At 62.7% G+C, this 22,774-nt stretch carries 17 protein-coding genes and 2 pseudogenes; 5 read left to right on the forward strand and 14 right to left on the reverse strand.

Annotated features, from left to right (window positions below):
• Positions 1–203: 203 nt before the first annotated feature.
• Positions 204–3,542 (reverse strand): TM0106 family RecB-like putative nuclease, encoded by a 3,339-nt coding sequence (locus tag G6N38_RS01375; RefSeq protein ID WP_163745908.1) that lies wholly within the window; start codon positions 3,540–3,542, stop codon positions 204–206.
• 817 nt (positions 3,543–4,359) lie between these two features.
• Between G6N38_RS01375 and G6N38_RS01380 the strand changes: the two genes are divergently transcribed.
• Complete coding sequence (locus tag G6N38_RS01380) at positions 4,360–6,324, forward strand: hypothetical protein (protein WP_163745909.1); 1,965 nt, start codon at positions 4,360–4,362, stop codon at positions 6,322–6,324.
• A 60-nt stretch (positions 6,325–6,384) separates the two neighbouring features.
• Here G6N38_RS01380 and G6N38_RS01385 read toward each other — a convergent pair whose 3' ends face one another.
• The 7 genes from G6N38_RS01385 to G6N38_RS01415 form a co-directional block, all read right to left on the reverse strand.
• On the reverse strand, positions 6,385–7,146 hold the full coding sequence (locus G6N38_RS01385; protein ID WP_163745910.1) for a primase 1D-like protein: 762 nt from the start codon (positions 7,144–7,146) through the stop codon (positions 6,385–6,387).
• 116 nt (positions 7,147–7,262) lie between these two features.
• A complete protein-coding gene (locus tag G6N38_RS01390) occupies positions 7,263–7,868 on the reverse strand; it encodes an amidophosphoribosyltransferase (protein WP_246227593.1) in 606 nt (201 codons plus the stop codon).
• A 149-nt stretch (positions 7,869–8,017) separates the two neighbouring features.
• Positions 8,018–8,893, reverse strand: coding sequence for a DNA-processing protein DprA (locus G6N38_RS01395; RefSeq protein ID WP_163745911.1), 876 nt, complete (start codon positions 8,891–8,893; stop codon positions 8,018–8,020).
• Between the two features lie 67 nt (positions 8,894–8,960).
• Positions 8,961–10,373 carry an SIR2 family protein gene (locus G6N38_RS01400; RefSeq protein ID WP_246227596.1) on the reverse strand — a complete coding sequence of 471 codons (1,413 nt, stop codon included), beginning with the start codon at positions 10,371–10,373 and terminating at the stop codon, positions 8,961–8,963.
• A gap of 361 nt (positions 10,374–10,734) precedes the next feature.
• Complete coding sequence (locus tag G6N38_RS01405) at positions 10,735–11,526, reverse strand: Fpg/Nei family DNA glycosylase (protein WP_163745913.1); 792 nt, start codon at positions 11,524–11,526, stop codon at positions 10,735–10,737.
• Positions 11,527–11,529: 3 nt separating this feature from the next.
• Entirely contained in the window at positions 11,530–12,009 is a 480-nt protein-coding gene (locus G6N38_RS01410) for a ribose-5-phosphate isomerase (RefSeq protein ID WP_163745914.1), read from the reverse strand.
• A 30-nt stretch (positions 12,010–12,039) separates the two neighbouring features.
• A complete protein-coding gene (locus tag G6N38_RS01415; protein WP_163745915.1) occupies positions 12,040–12,594 on the reverse strand; it encodes a TetR/AcrR family transcriptional regulator in 555 nt (184 codons plus the stop codon).
• Positions 12,595–12,674: 80 nt separating this feature from the next.
• Here G6N38_RS01415 and G6N38_RS01420 point away from each other — a divergent pair, with 80 nt between their 5' ends.
• Entirely contained in the window at positions 12,675–13,601 is a 927-nt protein-coding gene (locus tag G6N38_RS01420) for an aldo/keto reductase (RefSeq protein WP_163745916.1), read from the forward strand.
• On the opposite strand, the gene G6N38_RS01425 is transcribed toward G6N38_RS01420, so the two are convergent.
• The 3 genes from G6N38_RS01425 to G6N38_RS01435 are packed head-to-tail and all read right to left on the reverse strand — an operon-like array spanning position 13,557 to position 16,359.
• Positions 13,557–14,510, reverse strand: coding sequence for an isopenicillin N synthase family dioxygenase (locus G6N38_RS01425; RefSeq protein ID WP_163745917.1), 954 nt, complete (start codon positions 14,508–14,510; stop codon positions 13,557–13,559). The two genes, G6N38_RS01420 and G6N38_RS01425, sit on opposite strands and share 45 nt — an antisense overlap.
• Positions 14,507–14,953, reverse strand: a complete 447-nt coding sequence (locus G6N38_RS01430; RefSeq protein WP_163745918.1) for a nucleoside deaminase — start codon at positions 14,951–14,953, stop codon at positions 14,507–14,509. Before G6N38_RS01430 ends, G6N38_RS01425 begins: the two co-directional genes overlap by 4 nt.
• Positions 14,950–16,359: a purine-cytosine permease family protein gene (locus G6N38_RS01435; protein ID WP_163745919.1), complete on the reverse strand. Its 1,410-nt coding sequence runs from the start codon at positions 16,357–16,359 to the stop codon at positions 14,950–14,952. Before G6N38_RS01435 ends, G6N38_RS01430 begins: the two co-directional genes overlap by 4 nt.
• A 1,857-nt stretch (positions 16,360–18,216) precedes the next feature.
• On the opposite strand from G6N38_RS01435, the gene G6N38_RS01440 reads away from it, so the two are divergent.
• Positions 18,217–18,672 carry a MarR family winged helix-turn-helix transcriptional regulator gene (locus G6N38_RS01440; protein ID WP_246227598.1) on the forward strand — a complete coding sequence of 152 codons (456 nt, stop codon included), beginning with the start codon at positions 18,217–18,219 and terminating at the stop codon, positions 18,670–18,672.
• Between the two features lie 11 nt (positions 18,673–18,683).
• Here the strand turns inward: G6N38_RS01440 and G6N38_RS30535 are convergent.
• A pseudogene (locus G6N38_RS30535) lies at positions 18,684–18,946 on the reverse strand (mycothiol-dependent nitroreductase Rv2466c family protein); the annotation flags it as partial.
• Between the two features lie 388 nt (positions 18,947–19,334).
• Between G6N38_RS30535 and G6N38_RS01445 the strand changes: the two are divergent.
• Entirely contained in the window at positions 19,335–20,465 is a 1,131-nt protein-coding gene (locus G6N38_RS01445) for a hypothetical protein (protein WP_163745920.1), read from the forward strand.
• A 49-nt stretch (positions 20,466–20,514) separates the two neighbouring features.
• Here G6N38_RS01445 and G6N38_RS01450 read toward each other — a convergent pair.
• Positions 20,515–20,607, reverse strand: a pseudogene (locus G6N38_RS01450) (mycothiol-dependent nitroreductase Rv2466c family protein); the annotation flags it as partial.
• Positions 20,608–20,669: 62 nt separating this feature from the next.
• On the opposite strand from G6N38_RS01450, the gene G6N38_RS30540 reads away from it, so the two are divergent.
• The gene (locus G6N38_RS30540) at positions 20,670–21,698 is read left to right on the forward strand and encodes a hypothetical protein (protein WP_163745921.1); all 1,029 of its coding nucleotides are present in this window, start codon (positions 20,670–20,672) and stop codon (positions 21,696–21,698) included.
• A gap of 402 nt (positions 21,699–22,100) precedes the next feature.
• Here the strand turns inward: G6N38_RS30540 and G6N38_RS01460 are convergent, their stop codons facing one another.
• A complete protein-coding gene (locus G6N38_RS01460; protein WP_163745922.1) occupies positions 22,101–22,709 on the reverse strand; it encodes a mycothiol-dependent nitroreductase Rv2466c family protein in 609 nt (202 codons plus the stop codon).
• Positions 22,710–22,774: the final 65 nt, after the last annotated feature.

Genomic DNA, 22,774 nt, shown 5'->3' on the forward strand with positions numbered 1-22,774 from the left:
ACTGAGTTTCGGACGCGAGGAAGATCTCCAGCTCCCCTGCGGCGCCTCAGGTTTCGCGATCGATGCCCGCCATTACGCAAGTGACAAATTCATTGAGACGAGTCTGACCGCGATCGTCTCAGTGAACTTGGCACCTTCGCAGCTGGCGGGTGACAACTCCATTGAGACCGGACATTTCGGAGGAATCGTGGGAATCCGATCGCTCATCGTCGATACCGTGAGGCATCCTCGACAAAAGAATTTAGTGTCGCCAGCAGCCTCATGTCGTTGACGGTCCGAGCGCGCGTGTTGAGTAGTTCCTCGGTGCACACCAGATAGGCGAGACAGCGCGCTCGGCTGACCGCGACGTTCAACCGGTTACGCGAAAACAAGAAGTCGATGCCGCGGACGATGTCTTCGCCGCTCGATGTCGCCATGCTGAAGAACACGACCGCTGCTTCCTTGCCTTGGAATTTATCCACCGTGCCCACCGGCACGCCGGCAGTGACAGCGTGCCGCGCGAGCCCGTCACGGATCGCACGCACCTGGTCGTTGTAGGGCGTGACGACCATGAAATCAGTTGTTATAAGCGGTTTCGTACACCCGTCGAAGTCGGTCCATTCGGTGCCGATTAGCTGACGAATCTGGTCGACGATGACGTCTGCTTCCTCGGTCGAAGAGGTCCCGTTCCCGTCGTGCGCTGCCTGTAGCCATCGCAAACCTGTTCCCGCGGAGGTTGATTGTCGCTCGCAGTCGGGGTGGTGCGTGAGCCGCCCCTCGTAGATTTGCTCGGAGATGAAGCCACAAACGTCCGGGTGCATACGCCACGTCTCCGTGAGGAACACACCACGGTCATCGGCCAGGGTGACGTTCTCCCCCACGATGTGCTCAAGGACACTGCGCCCGCTTCCACGTGGGTGGACCGCTTGGGCGACTTGAGGCAGTTGCAGCGGATCTCCTAGCACAATCAAGTTGTGGGCAGCTCGCGATGCAGCGAGCGTATCGGCCAGCGACATTTGGCCTGCCTCGTCCACGACGAGTACGTCGACCGGTTCGGCAGCCATGGCGTTCGACGCGAATAACCACGTTGTTCCTGCAACGAGGTTGAAGTTCGAACCTGCGCACGCCGCATTCGTCGTGGCACTAGTGGCTCCGATCGGCGAGGGAACACCCTCGGGCCCTTTGTGCGCGGCGCGTAGGTCAATGAGGCGACCGTTCCGAGTGAACACGGCGATCACCTTCTGCAAGAGGTGGGTGATGGCGACGTGGCTTGTAGCAGTTATTCCGACCCGCATGCCGGCGGTGATCAGCGTGTAGATGAGGTGCGCGGCGTTGTGGGTCTTCCCCGCGCCCGGCGGACCTTGAATCGCGACAAAACTGTGGTCAAGCTGGGTGACCCATCGTGTCATGTCGACGAGGTCGTCGATGAACACCCCGTCGGCCGGCCCGCCCGCGGTGAAACGCGGGAGTTGTCGGTCAATCAATCCAACAGTGACAGGGTTCGGCGGGCGACCGGCGAGTATGTCGTCGGCAAAGGCCTGTAGAGCCAAGGCCTTCGATTTGGGATCGACCCAGTCGTCGAGAACGACGGATGCAGGCACACAACCCGATTCGCGCAACTTCTCCCCCCAGATGAGGTCTACCTCGCCCGACGCGCGATCCAGGCGCTCGATGGTGGAATACAGCCGCTTGCCATCCAAATCGAGGAAGATGACTGTGCCACCTCCGCGCGGAAAGCGTTCCAAGTTCTGGGCCGGGAAGCTGAACCGCATCAGCGGACTGATCGGCCGACCTCGTTTGCCGATTCTCTCAATTCGCGTGACAAATTCCATGCAGGCCAACGCTTCAGGGTCTGTCAGGAGGTCGTCAGGGTCGGCTTGGAGCTTGAGTGTTCGGGGGACGATGTACGCCTTCCACTCGCGCCACCAATAGCCCAGCAGGTCTCCGAGGAAGAATTCTCGGGTGCCCTCACCAAACTCGTGGAGCCGGACGACGCGTTCGTTGAGTTCCGGGATGCCCTGTTCGGGTTCGGTGACCGCGTCGCGGAAGGCCAGGCCAGCTGGGCGATTGTCCAGCAGCCAGTGCCGCAATGCCCGTGTCGCGCGGACGTCGTCTTCGTTGTAGGCAGCGATTGGTGCCAGTGTCGCTTCATCGCCGTCCACCATGTATTGCTCGTATTGGACAACGGCCCCGGCGCCCTTGTCGATGTCGTGGCTGCGTTGAAACTTGGCGAGCCGCTCCAGCGATTTCAATCCATAGGACTCGGCGCCGACTTGAAAACTATTGAGTGCCACCGCATACAGGTCCACAAACGCGCCAGTATCCACCAGTTCGGTCAGCTCAGCCTCAGTGACTCCGTAGGATTCGGCTAACCCCCTCAACGCCGAACGCTCGGTGTGGTTGTAGTGATAAACATGCATGCCCGGGTACAGATTGCGGCGCTCACGCAGATAGACGACCAGCTCTCCAACCGCGTCAGCTTCCTGCCCCTGGTCATGGGCCCACCACGCCCGATAGGTCCAATCACTGCAACCGTTGCGCTCAAGTAGTCCGAAGAGAAAGAACAGCCCAGTATCGGGCCGCCAAAACGGATGACCCTCAAAGTCGAGGAACACGTCGCCGTCGTCCGGTGCGGGCAACTGCTCCAGCCCACGGCCCCACACCGGTTCATTACTCGGCGCGATTATCGAAAACGGTGGTGGCCCAGCAAGATCGACGCGTGCCTGCAGTTGCAGAGCTGCCTGCCCAACCAAGCGAGTCAGCCGCGTGGGATTCATGCCCTCGACGGGATCGGTAGCTCCCGCCAGCTGAGTCAGCGTCGGCAGGTCAGCTCCGGTCAGAGTGGTGATGTCACGCTGACGGATGCCGGCAACGTAGACCAGTGAGTCCTCGCTGCGCCAACGCTCCTCACACACCGAGTCGAACTCGCAGTAATCGCAATGCAGACATGGTTGTGGGACCGTGGCTGCATCAGGTCCGCGCACGATCGCCTCGGAGAGCTGAGTACGCAACCGACGCCAATACGACCGGAACTCATTGACGCGCAGCGACTCTAGGTGCCCGGAGCCCAACCAAAGGTGCATTCGATTGACCGGCGTGTGTGTGAGCGCCCTGAGGGCTTCGGCGTAGAAACACAGCTGCAAGACGTGTCCTGGCTTGGCTTCGACGCGAGTCAGCTTGGCGTCAACGGGCTCGTACGAGACTGTGCCCGTTTCCGAATCGTGCCCGCGGATCACGAAGTCGGCGATGCCCTGGATGCCGTCGTGGATGAATGGCATCTGGTAGAAAACGTCGTAAACGCCCGCCAACGGGTTCCCAATCCGCTCGACCCAGTCGGAAAAGCGTTCACCCTCTTGCCGCTGAGGAACCTCCAGGATCGACTTGCCTTGACGGCGGTAGTTCTCTAGACAGTCGCGTTCATGCGCGATCCCTTTGTCGGCGACAAGTCGCGCGAAGGACCCGAACACCGGTTTGGGGTCGTCAATGAGGCCGCCGTCGACCTGCCCGCGGAGCGTGAGATAGTGAGGGCACTCTAACCAGGCAGTGACCTTCGAGGGCGTCATCGGTCTTGGTGGCACGGCACCTCCACGAGTGGGTTCAAACCGTTAAAGGATCGCATTGACCGGACCCGAAAAGGGACGTCTAGTGTGCAAAACGAAGACGTTGTTGCCTCGGCTCGGTGCTCCTATTCCAACACAGTGCTGGGACCAAAGTGCACACTTGCAATTTCCGACGCGCTCGACCACGCGGTCACTCGATGACTCGGGACTGGGATTCCCCCGACCGTATGTCATTCTGCGATCGCGGCTCCGAGACAGTCATTCACTATCCCCAGATGGCGAATGAACATTCTTTGGGCATGGTGCAAACATCAGACATTCAGGGTCAGAGTAGGCCGGGGTAACGTTTTGCCCTAGCCAATGTCCGCAAACAACGCGAGTGAACTCAGGTTTGAGGCGAATCGCCCTAGGTTCCGACGGCCGCTCGGCGTCATAACTAATGACCCACGATGTTATCTGAGTGACACCTGCCGAAACCTGCCGAGCCTCGCCCATCCAACGCACGTCGTTGGTCCTCTCGCCAGCGCGTGGGTCGCCATGCAACGCCCCGCCCACAAATGGCAACGGAGACGCCCAGCAAATGAAAGGGCGCGTGCCTCGGCCACGCCGCGCCTACCGTCTCCCATAAGCCCCGGGGATCGGACTGGTGCTGCGGAGATCGGCAAGGCCGCTCGGTTACTTCGACAAAACGTCGGCGTGCTGCGTAGGCCTGCTAGTCTTCGCCCGCGGCCACGCCACCTAGGCCGTCATGCGGCTACCGATACGCGCACAGCCGATGAACTATCGGACGGCGCTCGGGGCGACAACCCTTGGAGGCGCGGTGGGATACAACATCGAGTGGGACGGCCACACCGTCACATTTCCGCCAGCGGGTGATCCAGAGGGCGCGGTGTCATTTAAGCCCTTTCGTGAAGGTGTGCTTCGGCTGAGGAGGTATGCGGTCGCCATGTTCAATTCGGCCGCCGGCCGTCCGATGCGAATATCGTTACCGGTTGTCCTCATCCCCCTTGGCGGACCCTACGACCGTGTGTCGGTCGCGGCACCGCAATCCGTCGGGGGCGACAAGGAAGTCCGGCACATTGGCTTTCTAGACGACAAGTTCGTTCGGTTACTCGAACGCAGCGGACGCGACGCCATATGCCGGCTTGCTGAACGGTCCGGCGGCGAGATTGGTTGCACCGCAATCATTGTGCGTGACAATGACTACGACGGCCTCGACTTTGACAATCCAGGCGACCTCAAGCGCGCCTACACCGATATCAAACTCGACTTGCCCAGTGCCGCTGAAGTGGCCGGTGCCATCGAAGACTTCGGGCGTCTGCGCACCGATCATGTGCTCGACCGCTTGCGGACGTTTGAGACCGCAGAAATAGAGATTGGTGCATTGTCCGTGACGCTTGAAGAGGGAGTGTACAAACAACCCAGTACGCTCAACGTCGTCTCCGACGGCGTGCACATCGGGTGGGTCGCGCTAGGTTGCCTTTTTCTCAAGGATGACCGTCAGCGCGCCGCAGTCCTCGACGGCCTGAACAAACTTGGAATCCCGGCAGCAGCGCCCCGAGAGCCACGACCAGAAGCCGCTGAGAGCCCGGAATGGGATCCCAACGAGGTACCAAACGTGTTCGTTTCATGGGCTGCTGGCGGGCACAGCTTCACGTGGGTCCCGCCAGCTGACCTCCCGACAGTCCCAATATTTCGACGCACGTTCGCGCACTACAACCCCACGACAAAGACTCTGTGGGTTGAGGACGAGAGGCTCGTCGCGCCCACCTGTCTAGTCGCAGCCCGCGTGGGCCTGGACGTTGTGAAAATTGGTCTGCCTCAGCAGAGTTGGAGCTTGTGGCAGCAAGTGGATCGAAGTGAACTGCGGGACCTGTCCTACGATCATCACCCCTACAAAGTGCGGGAGTTGCACCCGCGCGTAGCCGAGCTCGTGCCGAAAGACCTCTTCGACCAACAAGACTTAGAGCGCTTCGCCCCTCCCGAAGGGAAGACCGGCCAAGAGCCAACAGAGTTGTTGGAGAGGCTCACCCTCCGCCGGCTCGCCCTATTTCCGAACCACACGTATCTCGATGAACTAGGCACATGCCGGATCTGTGGACGCCCGGCCGGCCGATTTCGCATACCCATCTGCGCCGAGACCCTCGCGTATTGCCACCGCTGCCTCGCCATCGCCGACAAAGGCCTTTCGGACGGCTACCTGAAGAAGCGATCCATCCCTCGAGCGACAGTCGCAGTGCGGGCCCTCGCGGACCACGAGTTCGGCGGCGCCGCGTTCGTCGAGGCCCAACTGGCCACCGTCCACGGTGACCCTAAACACCCCGTGCAAGCACGCGACATCGACCGCAGGCTGATACTGCGTATTGCCATCGTGCGCCGACAACTCGCATGGACCCACATCCTGATCGACGTCGGTCTGGCCGAAAACGGTGTCCGGCTGTCGCGTGGCACGGTCCTCAAAGCGATGGACGGGCACATGTGCTATTCCATGCTCGAGAAAGCTGTCGACGACTTCCTACACGAGCACGGCATCGACCACGTGCGAGAACCGTTGTATCCGTTCGACGAACAGCTCAATCCAAACACCCGCCGCCGCGCCGACTGGTTACTCAGCGACGACGGAACATTCATTGAAATGTGGGGCATGGTCGACGACCCGGCTTACGCCGAAAAGATGCGCGAAAAGATCGAACTGGCGGCTCGCCACCAGCTGCGCCTTATCGGAATAACCCCAGCAGACACGGGGAGCCTGAGCGCTATCTTCGCCGATTGGACAAGAAAGTAGCCCTTCGCAGCCGAGCCGTGTTGTTCATGTTGTATCGCAGCATCGCGGCTGGTTCTGAGGTCAGACGCTGACGTCCCCCGCATGCGTGGATGCGATCAGTATGTGTGTGGTGGGATGGCGTGTGTCGTCGGTGGAGATGCGCAGTGCGCAGAACCGATCGATGAGTTGGTGTGCCGCCCAGCGATGGTCGATCAGCGGGCTGAGGAGTTGGGCGCGTGCGAGTAGATCGATTGTTTCGTCCCAGCTGAGCAAGTAGTCCCCGAGCAGGTGGTAGGAGGTGCCGGATCGTAGGAGGTAGCCGCCACGGATATCGAGGGCCGTGGCGACTTCGATGGCGATGTCGTCCGCGCTGGAGCTGTGCGGTACCGAAAAGTCCAGCATGGGAACATGTCCCGAGCCATCCGCGGTTTCGATCCGCGAACTGAGCGACACCATATCCCGGGCCGAAAGACCAAAGAAAGCCCCTTTCCGCAAGTCTGTGACGAACTTCCCGACTGGGACGGCCGTGGGCGGTGCGGCGTTGTGCTGGATAACGCGCGACAGCAGAGCGCGCCGGGTTACCTCGTCAGCGTGGATGGCGGTGGTGAGCAGGCTGTCCCAGAATCCGTATCCTCGGGCGCGGTACTCAATTCGCGCGGCCCGTATGAGCTCGTCTGCCGTCGGTGTGAGGTCCCCGGTGTGCAGCGAGAAAGGTCGCTGCAAATAGATCAATGCGATACGCAGTGCGCCGATGCCGTTCAATAGCTCGGGCAGGACCGAAACCAGATCGGCGGGCACGTCTGTGCGCCGCCAGGTGCTCGGCGGTGTTTGAGAAGACGTCATGGCGCGAGGTCTCTTGTTCGGGTCCGTACAGCGTGGATGTACACGCTGTAGGAGTATGCAGCGCGTTTCAGCAAATTCTGTGTGATCCCGTGAATTCGAGGCGGTGCTGCCAGCCGTCAGCTGACGATCGGGCTCGTCGACCAGGTGAATCCGGCCGCAATCTGTCGATCCCACAGCGCCTGGGCGTCCGGGTGGAATTCCGTCCGTATGCGGCGGGCGATGGTGAATGCGCCGGTGATGATATGTCCTCCCCCGCGCAGGGCCGTCGCTGCGCTATTGATGTGGGCCCCCGTCGTGTAGACGTCGTCAACCAGCAGCACCCGCTGGGGTGTTTGGTGGGAGGCCAGTCGATAGCCGTCCGCTGCAGGCTTGTTGAAGTCGAGATCACCAGGACCACGGACGAGCAGCGGAACCACTGGCACGGGTAAATCGATTGTTGCTAATGCCTTTTCGAGTGGGTGCGGAGGTGGGCGATGGGTGGAAGGAACCACCACGATGCAGTCGAGTCCGCCACCGCGAGAGATGAGGCGCTCAGTGTGATCGTTGAAGAACTGCCATAACAGCGCTTGGATTTTCTGCTCGTACTCCGGGACGTAAGGATCGTCGCTGTCTGGGCGCCCCTTGTATGAGGTGAGCCAGTCTCGCAGCAGGGAGGGTTTGCGGTAGAGCGTGATGACGTCAACTGTGACGGCGGCGTCGGTGAGGACGTCCTCGACGAGCATGCAGTTGCTGCACACCGTCTGATCTGGTTGGTCGTTCCATGTCCGGCACGTCGGACAAATTCCTGGACCCGGTCGAGGCGGGGATACCAGCTCCGGCACGAGTGTCTGGGCATGCAGCTGCAACTGTTCAGCCGATGGGCGCATCGCGGTCAAATCGCGAGTCCTATCCGATCCAGGACCTCGTCAGTTGAACTGACGAACATGCCCCGCCCGGTGCTGACCAGTTCGTGTGCCCAGGGCTGAGAGGCCAACACTGGTTCCCACAGAAGGGCCGGTCGGCCGTAGGCCACTGCTTGTTCGATCTCGTGGCGGCTGCCGCTGCGGCAGCGCCCGTCGATGATGAGGCTGACGTCCGACAGCCCAGCGATGACATGGTTGCGGCGTAGAAACGTCGTTCCGGTGCGCGGCGCGTCGGGCGCGAACTGCGAGATGAGGACGCCTTCACGGCGTATCCGCTCGCTTAAAGGACCGTTCTCGGCGGGGAAGACACGCCGAATGCCAGTCCCGAGAACGGCGATGGTGACGCCGTCGGCCTCGAGAGCACCGGCGTGCGCCTGGGTGTCCACGCCGGCAGCGAGCCCGGAGATCACCACCACGCGGTGCTGGGCCAGCGTGTAGCCGAGTTTCTGTGCGTCAGACAATGCGCGATCACCCGCTTCGCGGCTGCCGATGATCGCTACCGCGGGTCCATCGGGCACCGCACCGGTGGTGAATAAGACCGGAGGCGCATCCCAGCACCGAGCCAGTCGGGCGGGGTATTCAGCCGTCCCGGCCAACACGGGGCATGCGGTGTTCGACTCGACCGTCTCCGACAGGGCTTTGAACCACCATTCGCGGCGTCCGACGTCGATTTGCTCGCACAGGTAGCTGACGAGGTCGCCGCACGAGGCGTGGTGGTCTAGATCGAGCAACGCCTGACGTTCTGCAGGGTTGCGCAGGATTTGGGTCAGGTCGCTGGGGCTGGCGGGCAATAATTCCTGGGCAGCCATGATCGTGGCCACTTCCATGAGGGCGCCGGTATCCATGGATCCAACTGTAAGTCAGGGGTGTGACATCTCCTCGTATTTACGGGATGAATGCCCTGTTCAGCGTCTATTTCTGCGGGGTGTACATGGCTTGTTTCAACAGGGCGTGGGCGGCGCGGGCCGCGACGGCATGCTGATCGCTGTTGAGGTTTGACCAGATTTGCTGATCAACGGTTTGGCCGCCGAGCGCCGGGGGCGTGGTGGTGCGCTCCGACCAGTAGTCCTGCGCGGCGCCGCCGGATGCGGCGATAGGAATGATTCCGACGCCGCGGGCTTCTGCCCATCGGATTTCCTCGGCGGTTCGCTCCCCACCTCGGATCACGATCAACGCACGGCACTCATCGAGGAGCTGTCCCACGAGTTGTTCGCGGGGAAGGTCGGTATATACGGCTGTGCCCAGACGCATTTCCATTGGGGGCGGTGGTTCGTCGTTGGCCCGGAAGTGAAACGTTAACGCGTCGGGGTCGTAGGTGCCCTCGGCGCGGCGGGCTTGCGCGACTCCGCTAGTGACATCCCATCCGGCAGGGCCGCCCAGTGAGGTCAGCTGCCATCCGGTCTCCCCGATCAGCACGTCGGCGACGGCTTTGCACCAAGGCACGATGATGTCGCGATCAGGGTCCCCGCCAGCGGCTGCGGGCTTCTGGCTGCCTGCCACAAAGATTCGGGGTGGCCGAGTCCTGCGGACCAGATCATTGAGCAGCGGGACGATTTCGTCGTACCCATCGATTTCGTGGACCCTGACGCCGCTGGATTCCAGGTCTTTAACGCGCAGATCATGAAGCCGTCGTGGCGTCGAGTCGTCGGCCGGCCGTCGCAGAACGGTCATATGCCGATCGTGCACATTGGTTCCCAGTGTTCGTGCCAGGCGGAGAAGGATCTCGATGTTCGGGTCGGTGAAGCTGAATCCGAGGAACAAGAAGGTGCGGCTCAAGTACGCAGCGCGAAGCAGCGACCAGGTACGCGGACGGTTGATCTCGTAAGCCTCGTAGTCGCTGCGCGTAATGACGGGTTCTTTCGCCCAACGCCTTTCGGCAGTCACAACGCTGCCGTGCATCTTGATGATCGTCGCGGTGGCGCTGCCGATCGACTGGATTTGTTCTTCTTGGATGGCGACTGACGCGCCGGGCACCGCTTGTTCGATCAGCTCGTCGTAATTGGTCGTCCAGATTTCCTTGACCCGCAGCTTCGGGATCAAGCGGTGGCTGTCGGTCGGGGTGGGGTTGGCACCGACGATTTGGTCAAGAATGTGATGCTCGAGGCGGTCGCGGCCACCGTGGCGCCGGTCGGCGTCGATGTATTCGGCCACCAGCGGTAGGTCGGTCAGCTCCGCAGGGACTTCGCAGTCGCTGCGCAGCGAGTCCAGCAGATCCGACCAGTTCGGCACGCCGGCATCCAGCGACAAGCCGGCGCCGACGAACAGCGCCGCGTTGCCCTCCAACACTGCAGCGCCGAACGTATCGATCAACTCGAGCCTGTTCATCGCTAGCCCCCGTCCAACCGCTCGCACTCCGAACCCCACAAGTTAACAGGAGCGGTGGGTCCAAGCCTGTAAAGCGCCATAACGTTGTGTGGCAGCGCGACGTCTCGCCGCCGAGATGGGATCGATGCCCCCTTTGGCGGAGTCCATCACGAACGCCGCACGGTGCCAGGCATGGGATCTCTCGCGGGGACTGCGCAAGAAGCACTGCTGTTGAGCGGCCGCGAATCACAGACCAGGCAGACCAGCTGCACCGCGCCGACCACCGCAATGCCGATAACTGCCGAATATGTCAGCCTCAGTTGGCCTGCGGCGCAAGCCCTGGCCCAATGAGCGCAGGGCATTTCCCGATTTTCGGGCGCGACTACACCTGGCAGCTGGGACACCAGAAGACATTGCGGCCCTCCAGCACGGCGGTCAGGATTCCGGTGGCGCACACGCGGCACGGGTCGCCGGCGCGCCGGTAGACGTAGGTGCGCGGTCGGTTCGGCGCATACGACGGTGCGCCGTGATCGTGCTCGGGTGCCACCACCACGATCTTGCCCGTGCGCACACCGACCTTCATCAACGCGACCAGGTCGGTCCAGGCGTCGGCGAATTCCACGTCACTGACGTCGCGGCCCAGCCGGTAGGGGTCGATGTGGTGCCGGAACAGCAACTCGCTGCGGTACACATTGCCCACCCCGGCGATCACGCTCTGGTCCATCAGAAGTGCTCCGACAGTCTTGCGGGACTTGGAGATTCGCGCCCACGGCAGCGCCGGGTCGGCGTCCCGGCGCAGCGGGTCGGGTCCCAGCCGCGCCACGATGGCCGACACCTGCGCTTCGTCCACGACGTCGCAGGCCGTCGGGCCGCGCAGGTCGGTGCCGTACTCAGTGCCCACGACCCGCATGCGTACCTGGCCGACGGGCAGCGGCATCGGCACCGGCGCCTCGGTGAAGGTGCCGTACAACCCCAGATGGATGTGCACGATCGGGCCGCCGTCGTAGTGATGGAACAGGTGCTTACCCCACACCGATGCGCGGGTGAACACCCGGCCGTTGAGGATCGCGGCGTCGGTGAACCGGCCCTGCGGGCTCGATACGGCTGCCGGGGCGCCGGCGAAGCGGCGCTGATGCAGCCGGGCGAGCCGGTGCAGGGTGTGGCCTTCCGGCACGGGTCAGGCCGGCGCGCCCGGCACCGGTGGCGGCACGTGGGTGCGCTCGTACTCATCGAGGATGTCGATACGCCGTTGGTGGCGTTCGGCTTTCGACCACGGGGTGGCCAGGAACGCGTCGACGAAGGTCAGCGCTTCCTCAACCGGGTGCATGCGGCCGCCGATACCGATCACTTGAGCGTTGTTGTGCTCGCGGGCCAACGACGCGGTCTCCACGCTCCATGCCAGCGCGCAGCGGATGCCGGGCACCTTGTTGGCTGCGATCTGCTCGCCGTTACCGGAGCCGCCGATGACGATGCCGAGGCTGTCGGGGTCGGCCAGCGTCCGCGTCGCGGCGGCGATGCAGAACGCCGGGTAATCGTCCTCGGCGTCGTAGGTGTACGCGCCGCAGTCGATCGGCTCGTGACCACCCTTTTTCAGGTGTTCGATGATGGCTTGCTTGAGTTCGTATCCGGCATGGTCTGAGCCGAGGTAGACACGCATGGCGTTAACCCTACTTCTGCCCGCCGGCACTCATCGGGTCGCCACCAGACCGTCGACCAGCAGGTCGAGCATCCGGCCGGCCTGCTCGGACGAGTGGCTGGCCAGGAAGATGCCGATCAGGCTGGACACCACGTCGTCGCCACTGACGTCGGCCCGCAGACTGCCGTCCGCAGCACCCGCCGCCAGCAGGGTGGTGACTGCGCTCAGGACGCTCTCCCTGGTCTGACTGGGCTGCACGGCACCGGAGGCGAACATGGCATGTAGTGATTCGGCCATCCCCCGTTTCGCCGCGACGAAGCCGGCGTAGCGATCCATCCACCGGCGCAGCGCCACGGTGGGCGGATAGCGGTCCAGCAGTTCGCCCGCCGAGGCAGCGACCTCGGCGAGTTCAGTGCAGAAGACGGCTTCCACCAGCGCCTCGCGATTCGGAAAGTGTCGGTACAGCGTGCCGATCCCGACGCCGGCGGCCCGGGCGATCGCCTCCAGCGAGACGGTGGTGCCGTTGCTGGCGGTGAACGCGGCAGTGGCCGCCGCGACGAGACGCTCCCGGTTCCGGTGCGCATCAGCCCTGACCCGCTCAGCCATAGCGGAGGCTCCTCCGTTTCTGCTACGTTCGAATAAGCGGAGGTTCCTCCGCCTCTGTCGAGTATGCACCGAGGAGCACCATGACACCCACCCAACCCCCCGGCGGCGTCGGCCACATCGGCGAACGACCGGTCGCTCGGATCGGCTACGGCGCCATGAGCCTGGCTACGGGCTCCACCGACGACAGCAGCGCCCTGCTGCACCGCGCTGCCGAACTCGGGGTCAACCACATCGATACCGCGTCGTTCTACGCCGACGGCGAGGTGAACCGCCGAATCCGGCAGGCGCTGGCCCCGTACCCGGACGACCTCGTCCTCGTGAGCAAGGTCGGCGCGCGCAGCGTCACCGGCAACACCCCCCTGGCCTTGGCACAGAAACCCGCCGAACTACGCGGGGCCATCGACCTCGACCTAGCCGGATTGGGCCTCGACAGCATCCCGGTAGTGAACCTGCGACGCGCAGATATCGGACCTGGGCTGGTCGCCGAGGGGGACCAGGTCGTCGACCTCGACGACCAGCTGGCCGAGATGATCGCGCTACGCGACGAGGGCAAGATCGGGGCGATCGGCATCAGCAATATCGACCTGCCAACGCTGCGCCAGGCGCTGCCCGCGGGGATCGTCTGCGTCCAGAACGCGTACAGCCTGCTCGACCGCAAACGCGAAGACCTGCTGGAACTTTGTGTCGAGCAGGACATCGCCTGGGTGCCGTATTTTCCGCTCGGCTCGGCGTTCCCGGGATTTCCCAAAGTGGCTGAAAACCCTGTCGTGCAACGCATTGCGGCCGAAATCGATGCCACGTCCGCTCAGGTCGGGCTGGCCTGGCTGCTCTCCCATGCGCCCAACACACTACTAATCGCGGGCACTGCGTCGATCACGCACCTGCAGGAGAACCTGCGCGCTGGCGAGCTACGCCTGAGTGCGGATCAGCTCGCCGACCTCGATGCCGTTCCGAGCGGGGACCTACCCCACGGTGATGGCGTCGAGGCGTTCCTTGATAAAGGCTGAACATGTCACGGGATCCAGCCCGGCCACCCGCCCGATCGGCGGTGCCAGCGGAGTGACCAGTGCATCGTGGTTGGCCTCGTAGAAGTAGATCAGCGAGATCAGGTCCTCCTCGGGGGCATGCGGCTGCGGGGGCAGCACCCGATGCCGGCCCGACGGCCAGCGCCGTCCACTCCAATACTCGAGTAGGTCGCCGATGTTGATCGTCAGCGCCGCCGGATCATAGGGGGCGTCAGCCCAGCCATCGGCCTCGGAAAAGACTTGCAGCCCACCGGCTCCGGGCTCCCGATCGAGGATCGTGACGGTGCCGAAGTCGGTGTGGGGCCCGATCCGGAACTGCCCGGGCTCGGGCTCCCCGACGACGCTGACCGGCGGGTAGTGGTTGATGTTCATCGTCCACGTCGGCCGATCGGCCAGGGTCGCGAACGGATTGTCCGTCAACCCGAGCGCATGGGCCATCAGCGCCAACAGATCGTCGGCCAGCCGACGCATGGCCGCGGTGTAATCGGTCACCACCGACTGCAGTTCAGCCACCTCGTCCGGCCAGACGTTGGGCGCGAACCAGATCCGGTCGACCTCGGGATCCCCGACCGCGGTCTCCGCGCCCAGGCTGTAGCTCTCCTTGAGGTCAGGCGGTGTCTCGGTGCCCTCGGCGTAGGCGTTGGCCTCCGCACCGGGTGCGATCCAGCCATGGCCACCGACCGCCACCGAGTACCGCCGTTTGACGTCGTCGGGCAGGCTGAAGAATCTTCGTGACGCCGCCCGCACCCGGGCGGCCAGCTCCGGGTCGATGCCGTGGCCGGTGACCAGGATGAAGCCGGCCTGCTGCAGCCCCTCGTCGAGGTCGGCGGCGACGGCGTCGGCCTGCGCTCCCCCGGCATACCAGCGGGAGATATCGATGGTGGCGATCACTCGGCCACTCCGATGTCTTCGTTCCACAGTTCGGGATTCTCGGCGATGAACTCGGTCATCATCGTCACGCAACGTTCGTCGTCCAGCACCGTCACGTCGACACCGTGCGCGGCCAGCCAATCGTGGCCACCGGTGAAGGTAGTGCTCTCCCCGATCAGCACCGCACCGATGTTGAACTGGCGCACCAGCCCGCTGCAGTACCAGCACGGCGAGAGCGTGGTGACCATGATCGTCGAGCGGTAGTCACGCTGACGGCCGGCGGCCCGGAAGGCATCGGTTTCGGCATGCACCGACGGGTCGTCCTGCTGTACGCGGCGGTTGTGACCGCTGCCCAACAGCACGCCGTCAGCACTGAACAGCGCAGCCCCGATCGGAATTCCGCCTTCCGCCAATCCTTTTCGAGCCTCGTTATAGGCGACTTCGAGCATATCCAGCGACGTCATACCGCTGCGCGTTCGGCGGCTATCTTCGATCGGCATAGCACAAGATAACTCGCGCCGGCGATCAGGAAGCCCACGAAGAACGTGATGTCGCCGAGCTGGGGCAGCGTCCTGGCGATGTAGCCGACGAACTTCTCCTGGTTGGAGAACAGCAGCACCGACACCACCAGGCCGACGGCGAAGGACGCGAATCCGCCCCAGTTGGCGTAGCTGCGGTCATAGAGGAATCCGGCGATCGACTGGCCCTGGCGCAGATATTGGTCGGCGAACACCACGCCGAGCCACGGACCGATCCAATAGGCGATGATCAGCAGGAAGGCTTCGTAGCTGGCGGCCGCATCAGCCAGGGCCCACCAGGCGATCAGGAAGCCCGCGACGCCGAAGAACACCGTGACCAGCGCACGTGCGATGTGGTGCGGAAGCTTGACGCCAATGGTGACGAAAGCCATTGCTCCCGAATAGATGTTGATCGCATTGGCCGCGATGGCACCCACGGCGATGGCCAGCAGGGTGGCCTTGGCCAGCGGCGAGGCCAGCTCGCTGGTGAACGCCTCGGTGGGATTGTCGGACAGCGCCGGCCCGATGGTCACCGATGCGGCACCGACGGTCTCGAGGATCACGCACGACAGGAATAGCCCCATCGAGGCGAACAGCCCGGTGCGAGCCGTCGACACCGTGGCCGGCAGATATCGGGTGTAGTCGGCGGCGTAGGGCGTCCAGCCCGCGGCATAGCCGAAGGCGGTACCGACGGTCAGCAGGAAGCCACCGAGACCACCGACGCCACCGTCGACCGCTGGCGCGTCGAAGTGCGATTTGGTCAGGATCACCACGGAGGCGACGGCGAAGATCACCGCGAGCACTGGGAACGACCAGCGTTCGAAGGCTTGGACCAGGTTGTGACCGAAGAATGCGAAGGCTGTCTGGATCAACACGATGATGACGAGCGCCGGCAGCGGCCCGATGTGGAACAGAGTGGACAGGGCGAATGCGCCGCTGACGCTGTTGGTGGCGAACCACCCGACCCCCGCGGTCACCGACATCAGTACCGACGGCACCGCGTTGCCCTTGAAGCCGAACGCCATCCGGCCCAGCACCATCTGCGGCACACCGTGCAACGGGCCGCGGGCCGACAGGAAGTAGTGCGCGACCGCGCCCAGACCGGTGCCGATCACGATGCCGGCGACGGCCTGCCAGAACGACATCCCGTAGACGGCCACTGCGAGCACACCCACGAAGATCGTCGCGAATTCGAGGTTGGGTGAGGTCCACGTCCAGAACAGCTGACTCGGCTTGCCGTGGCGGTCTTCGTGGGCGATGAACTCGTTGCCACCGGGTTCGACGGCCACCAACTTGTCGCGGTAGGTGCCGTCGGTCTGCACGCTCGGCTCAGTCGGGTCAGCCACTGTCATGGCTACAAGGTTGTACCTGACGCCCCGGCGCGCAACCGGAAGGCGAAAGTTAGTCGAACTTGGGGCGCCGCGATCCGCGTCCGCTTGAGCTCCCAGACGTGCGCGGCCCTCGGGTAGGGCGTCGCTGCACGTGACGACGACGGCCTGACCCGCGACGCCGAATTCAAGGCCCACCACGTCGTGGCGCTAGTGATGGGGGGCATCCACGCCGAAACCGAGGTCGGCTGGCCGGCCTCGTGTCGGACCTGACGCACAAATCTCCCCGGGTTCGGATCCGAATTGTCCTGGGCTCGCGGCCGAACATAATTCGACATATCTTTGCGCTAATAACTTTCGGCAGTTAAGTGTCAACATCAATAACGGCTACACAAATTTGCTGTTGAAACGATATTAAAATACTAGAGAGTTTCGGCGAGAGCATCACATCTTCTGTCTGGGTTACCGAGGTGCGGCACCCTGTCCACGTCGTTTCCTTCACCCCTTAGCGTTAACTAAGCTATCCAATATGGCCATACTGTTTCGCGTAGGTGCAATCACTCCGCTGGCGCTTGCTGCCGCATTTTTTCACGGCGCGGCGAATGCAGGCGTCGACGTAAACGGGACCTACTAGGACACGACGTCGGGCGTCTTTCGGGCGCCGATTATCACAACCTCGGTTACCGGCACCGCAGCGGGCTCGGTGACTGCGCGCTCACCAGTAGTCATTTCCGTTGCATCGGCTCAATTTACGGTCTGGTATTCGACATCCGGTTTCCGACCACAAATATCAGCAACATGAAGATGCTCATCCAGATCCGGCGAATTCGATATATGTGTGCGCTAGCACATCCGGCAACACCGTCTCCGGCCCGACGGCTTTAGGAGGTGATATGTCGCGCAGACCATACCCGGCCCAATTCCCGGTGGCTCGTCCTGCACGGCGTCTGCGGTCACCGTGAACGCGTCGGTCACCGCCGCCGGCTCGGTTGCCAGCCAGTATGCCGCCACTAGTTATATAACCTCGGCATGAGCTTCGACCACTATCATTGCGGGAATGCACCCGTGACAACGAACCGCTACCCGGGTCCTCGCCAGCGCGACCGCTGCCCAACTCTGCAAGTCGGACAGACCGGCGGATAGCGGACGACAAACAGCTGACTGTACGCATGGTCGGCGCTGACCGAGTTGGGGTCGGATTCAGCGGGTGATGTGGACGACCGTAGCGGTGAATGGCTCTCGACGTGGCAGCCCAGTCGGGCGTCGTTGCTATTTCCCAGTCGCAGTCGAATGGCGGCCATCCTCTCCCCAGTTCTTTATCGGAGCTTTTGAATTCGTCCGTCAATGGTCCTGTACCGCGCCATCGGCGACTCTCGGGAGATAGCGTTTACCATCTGAATTTGCCAAACATATTTCCATAAATTCGGGAGAATGGAAGGACAACTGATGCCGTTAATAACGCGCGATTCACACTCGCGTTTTCGGACAAGGACTCCAACTCTGCGGGGTTATGAAACACCAATCAGCCGGGTTGCATACAGGACTGCGCTCCCCGATGAGACGATCGCGCGCACCGGTCTTGGTTGCCGAATACCGACACACGCTGGCACAATTCGGCCCAAACCCCACGTTGCCCGCAGGCCCGACCGCACCAGTGTTGGTGTGGCGCTGCGGCTGAATCCGTCAGCGGCGCATGTTGCCAGCCAAGTTCGCTGTCGCCCCTTCGAGTACACGTGTCGATAAACGCCACGAAGGCCACTCGATCATGCGTATGATGAAGCTCCACCACAAAGAAAAGCCAACGGTCAGCAGAACCGGGTCAAGCCCAGGCTGGGGAGGTCTTTTCATCGGATGCCAACCGAACTCGCTCGGATCTCGGTAATGCTCAAGAGAACAATGGAAGCGCTTCATGCGTCCTCCGACGACGTAGCCCGCGAACTGGTGCGAGTGCTCGGCGTCAACCAAACAGACCGACGCGCCCTGGAACTCATCCTCTGCGCCGGCGAGAAGGTCATGACACCAGGACTTCTCGCCGACCAGCTCGGCCTCACCGCCGCCGGCACCACGATCGCCCTCGACCGCCTCGAAAAACTCGGCTACGTCACCCGATCCCAACACCCCACCGATCACCGCCGAGTAATCGTGGTAGCCACCGAGCTCGCTGCCCACCGCGTCTCCGAACTCCTCTCCCCCCTATTGAGCCACGGCGGCAAGGTGCTGTTCAGCCACTACAACCCAGCCGAACTCGCCCTCATCATCGACTTCCTCACCCGCACCGACGAACTACAACAAGCACACGTGAACCGAATGCGCGAACTCGATCCCTACCCCCACTAGGGTTCGCCCGCTCAGTCGAATTGCGGCGGCTCCATATGAGACCGCTTCAACTCCCAAAGTGCGGATTGGCCGCAAACGTCACCGAGACGTCCCACAGCTTGCCGGCTTCATCACCGCGCGGACTGCGCGGACTGTGCGGCGACACCGAACCACGGAAACGCGACCCCGTTTGAGGTGAATCGTCGGCGTGATGACGCTTGCGCAGAGCGTCGTCATACGACGGATCCGTCGCAGCCTCGGCCAATCCGGCGGGAAGACCGACTCCGTCCAGCGACTATGCGACGGCCGATCCAGGCTCGAAAATGGTTGCCTTATCGCGTGATTGCGCTCACCTGGACCACGTCGGGTCTATCAAGCACCGGAATGTCCACCGCCGCCCGGTGGTTTGTTCCCTCCGACTTTGGGGATTGCGCTTTCGCCGCCGGAGCATATTCAGCATTCAACATCGTGGCGTCAATAGCTTTACGCAGTTAACTACCTAAAGTCGATAACTTTCTGCCGTTAACTTTCAACATGAAATAACGACACGGGGTTTGAGAGTTTCTCCTGACAAGACACCAACCCAGCTGAGAAGTTCTCAAAAACTCCGATGGAATCGGCCCCGACAGCGATCGGGGTGAAGTAATTTACGAGATCGGGTTACCGATGATTGAGGGAGAGCAATGCAAACGTTTGTACGGACCAGCATGACCGGCGGCGTGGCACTGATCGGAGCGAGCGCCATCGCGCTGTCACCGCTAGTGGTGACACCGCAGCAGGTGCACCTGCCGGCGATCCCGGTCTCGAGCATCGCGGCCACGTTGACCGCGTCGACGACCTCGATGGTCGATCCCTTCACCGAGTGGGTGCAGGTCCTGACGACCACGTTCAACAACCTGGCGGCCATCGGCCAACAGATACAGGCCAGCCCTGCTCCCATCCTCAAGCAGATCATCGCCAACCAGATCGACTACGCCACCACCATCTCCACAACGCTCGGCAACGCCGGCGGCGCCTTTGTCGCGGCCGCGACGGCACTTCCGTCGGCTTTCCTTCAGGCAGCTCAACAAATGGCCGCCGGCCAGATCAGCGCTGGCCTGTCCACGGCATACAGCGCCGCGCTCGCACTGGTGGTATCCCCCGGCTTCGCACTGATACAAAGTCCGATAATCAACATCCCCGGCCAGGTTCTGCAGAACATCACCAACTTCGTCAACCTCGTCCCCGGTTTTGTTTCGATAGTGGGCCTTTCTGCGCTCAACACGGCTAGCGGCGTCGAGAGCGCGTTTGGGGATACCGCGCAAGCGGTGTACGACGCGGTGGGCGCCGGCGATTTCGGGGCGGCGGTGAACGCGATCGTCAACGCCCCTGCCGTGCTCACCAACGCCTTCCTCAACGGGTATGCACCGACGGCGTCATGGGGGATTCTGACTCCGGTCACCACCGGAACTGGCTTGGTCCCCGTACTGGTCGCCTTTCGCGACCTCTTCGCCCAAGCGCTGGGCGCACCGGTGTCATCCACGGCGGCGGCGGTCACGTCCTCCCGCGCGGCCGCAGCCCCACCGACACCGGCCGCCACGGTGACACTGGACACCACCCCCGCCACCGCCACCGCCAGCCCACGAACCACGACGAGCACGCGCGGCACGGCGAGCACAAAAGCCACACCCGCGGCAGCCGACAACACCAGCGCGGGCAGCGAAAACAACACACAGCCCGCCGAGACTCATAACACCCACGGCGCTGCCGCTGGCGGTTCCACAAGCACCGGCTCCTCAGCACGAAAAGCGGGACACGCCAACCGCACACACTAGGAACCCACCCCGTCAGCCGAACTACAGCGGCCCAGGACGAAACCTATCCACCGCGCGGAATACGGGACAACACCGGACCGAAAAGCGCAACCCCGCCGACATGAAGCATCGGCATACCGACATCCCCGCCGACCGCGTCCAAAACCCCGGCGACGACCGCCGTCACCAAGGACGGCAGTAAGGCGGTACCGGACCATCTCGTTCATGCGGGCTCCATTCGCGATGTTCTGCGTCCGCGGCCAGGTCTCGGGCGTCGATGCGTTGGGCGGCGAGGACTGCGAGATCGGTAGCCTCGGCGTCGACAACGCAACGCCTTCGACGGCGAAGCCTGACACATCCGCCAGAGCGGACCTGCACCCCGACAGGTCCTCGACTTTTCGCCCAGTCCCCGGAGTGCACGTCCACGATAATTCCGTATTCAATATCTTTGCAGCAATAGCTTTCATTTGCGAATTATTAATAGAAAATAATCACTCCCGCGAATTATTAATAGCGAATAATGGACGCGACACTGCCATCGAAACGTGTTCAAAATGTGCCGGGAATTTCCGCGGAGGCGAGATACATTTTATCCGCGGCGCGGCACCCTGGCTACGTCGCTACCTTCACCCTTTGGAGAAGAATATGCGATCGAATACATCCACGCTGCTTCGCGCCGGCGCCATCACTCCGATGGCCCTTGCCGCCGCACTTTGTTTCGCTGGGACGGCAAATGCAGCCGTCTCCGTGAACTGGAGTTGCCAGGCCTCGGCGGGGACATCGAGCCAGACGGCGTCGGTTACCGCCACCGCGCCGAGCACGGTGACAGCGGGTTCTCCCGTGGCCATTACCATTGCACCGGGTTCATCGACGGTTCCGTCGTCGGTGGGCATCATTACGATCACCAACATCAACTCCATGAAGATGCTCATCCCGGTCCCGGCAAATTCGACATATGTCTCCTCCAGCGCATCCGGGGGTGGGTCTTACCCAGGGACGACGAGCTACAACTCGACAACCGGCAACGTCGAACTTGACATTCCCGGCCCAATTCCCGGTGGCACGACATACACCCCGCCCTCCGTCACGATCAACGTGACGGCCACCGCTCCCGGCTCGATTACCAGCAAGTATGCCGGCACCAGCTATTCCAACCCCGGCATGACCTTCAACACCAAGATTCTAGGTGCCAACATCGCAACCTCCTGCTATCCGAATCCTTCTCCGACACTCACCACCACGACTGTCACCTAACCTTGCGGGTCGAATAGACCAGGTGCTGATCGGTTAGGCGGTGTGGGGAGGCTGCGGCCTCCCCACACCGTCTTGGTTTGGTAGCCGCCATCTCCTCACACTGACCTGACCGTTGACAGGAACACCCAACCCCGCACCAACAAGCCCCGAGATCAAACCCCAAAACGCCGGCCACACAACGCAATTTGGATACAGTCAGCCTTGCGCCTCAATGGAAACTGACTCGACCAGTCGGCACGGGCCGCTTGCCCTGGTATCGACGAACCGGGTCAAGCCCAGGCTGGGGAGGTCTTTTCATCGGATGCCAACCGAACTCGCTTGGATCATCGACGACGAACTACAACAAGCACACGTGAATCGAATGCGCGAACTCGATCCCTACCTCCACTAGGGTTCGCCCGCTCAGTCGAATTGCGGCGGCTCCGTACGAGACCGCTTCAACTCCCAAAAGTGCGGGTAGGCCGCAAACGTCACCGAAGCGTCCCACAACTTGCCGGCTTCCTCACCGCGCGGAATGCGCGACAACACCGGACCGAAAAACGCGACCCCATTGACATGAATCGTCGGCGTGCCGACATCCTCGCCCACGGCGTCCATCCCGGCGTGATGACTCTTACGCAGAGCGTCGTCGTACGACGGATCCGTCGCAGCCTTGGCCAACTCGGCGGGAAGGCCGGCCTCGTCCAGCGACTGCGCGATGACCTCGTCGAGGTTCTTGTTGTCCTGGTTGTGGATGCGGGTGCCCATAGCGGTGTAGAGCGGTCCGAGCGCCTCGGCGCCGTGGGCCTGCTCGGCGGCGATGGCGACCCGCACCGGGCCCCACGCCTTCTTCATCATCTCTTGGTACTGCTCGGGCAGGTCGCGACCTTCGTTGAGCACCGCCAGGCTCATCACGTGAAAGCTGACATCGATATCGCGGACCTTCTCCACCTCGAGAATCCAGCGGGAAGTGACCCAACACCACGGACACAGCGGGTCGAACCAGAAATCGGCGCGTGACTTCTCGGACATGCGGGCTCCTCCTCGCGGTTGACGCAGATCTTCATCACAACTCATGTCAATAGAACACTGTTCCC

It is taken from the genome of Mycolicibacterium helvum (genome assembly GCF_010731895.1).
Taxonomy (GTDB): Bacteria; Actinomycetota; Actinomycetes; order Mycobacteriales; family Mycobacteriaceae; genus Mycobacterium; species Mycobacterium helvum.

What these genes read in the sequence shown, in the direction of transcription:
- G6N38_RS01375 (WP_163745908.1), bottom strand. Translation starts at nt 3,542, where the DNA reads ATGACGCCCTCGAAGGTCACTGCCTGGTTAGAGTGCCCTCACTATCTC.
- G6N38_RS01390 (WP_246227593.1), bottom strand. Translation starts at nt 7,868, where the DNA reads ATGCTCGTCGAGGACGTCCTCACCGACGCCGCCGTCACAGTTGACGTC.
- G6N38_RS30540 (WP_163745921.1), top strand. Translation starts at nt 20,670, where the DNA reads ATGCGGGCTCCATTCGCGATGTTCTGCGTCCGCGGCCAGGTCTCGGGC.
- G6N38_RS01435 (WP_163745919.1), bottom strand. Translation starts at nt 16,359, where the DNA reads ATGACAGTGGCTGACCCGACTGAGCCGAGCGTGCAGACCGACGGCACC.
- G6N38_RS01395 (WP_163745911.1), bottom strand. Translation starts at nt 8,893, where the DNA reads ATGGATACCGGCGCCCTCATGGAAGTGGCCACGATCATGGCTGCCCAG.
- G6N38_RS01410 (WP_163745914.1), bottom strand. Translation starts at nt 12,009, where the DNA reads ATGCGTGTCTACCTCGGCTCAGACCATGCCGGATACGAACTCAAGCAA.
- G6N38_RS01460 (WP_163745922.1), bottom strand. Translation starts at nt 22,709, where the DNA reads ATGTCCGAGAAGTCACGCGCCGATTTCTGGTTCGACCCGCTGTGTCCG.
- G6N38_RS01445 (WP_163745920.1), top strand. Translation starts at nt 19,335, where the DNA reads ATGCAAACGTTTGTACGGACCAGCATGACCGGCGGCGTGGCACTGATC.
- G6N38_RS01440 (WP_246227598.1), top strand. Translation starts at nt 18,217, where the DNA reads ATGCTCAAGAGAACAATGGAAGCGCTTCATGCGTCCTCCGACGACGTA.
- G6N38_RS01385 (WP_163745910.1), bottom strand. Translation starts at nt 7,146, where the DNA reads ATGACGTCTTCTCAAACACCGCCGAGCACCTGGCGGCGCACAGACGTG.
- G6N38_RS01415 (WP_163745915.1), bottom strand. Translation starts at nt 12,594, where the DNA reads ATGGCTGAGCGGGTCAGGGCTGATGCGCACCGGAACCGGGAGCGTCTC.
- G6N38_RS01400 (WP_246227596.1), bottom strand. Translation starts at nt 10,373, where the DNA reads ATGAACAGGCTCGAGTTGATCGATACGTTCGGCGCTGCAGTGTTGGAG.
- G6N38_RS01420 (WP_163745916.1), top strand. Translation starts at nt 12,675, where the DNA reads ATGACACCCACCCAACCCCCCGGCGGCGTCGGCCACATCGGCGAACGA.
- G6N38_RS01430 (WP_163745918.1), bottom strand. Translation starts at nt 14,953, where the DNA reads ATGACGTCGCTGGATATGCTCGAAGTCGCCTATAACGAGGCTCGAAAA.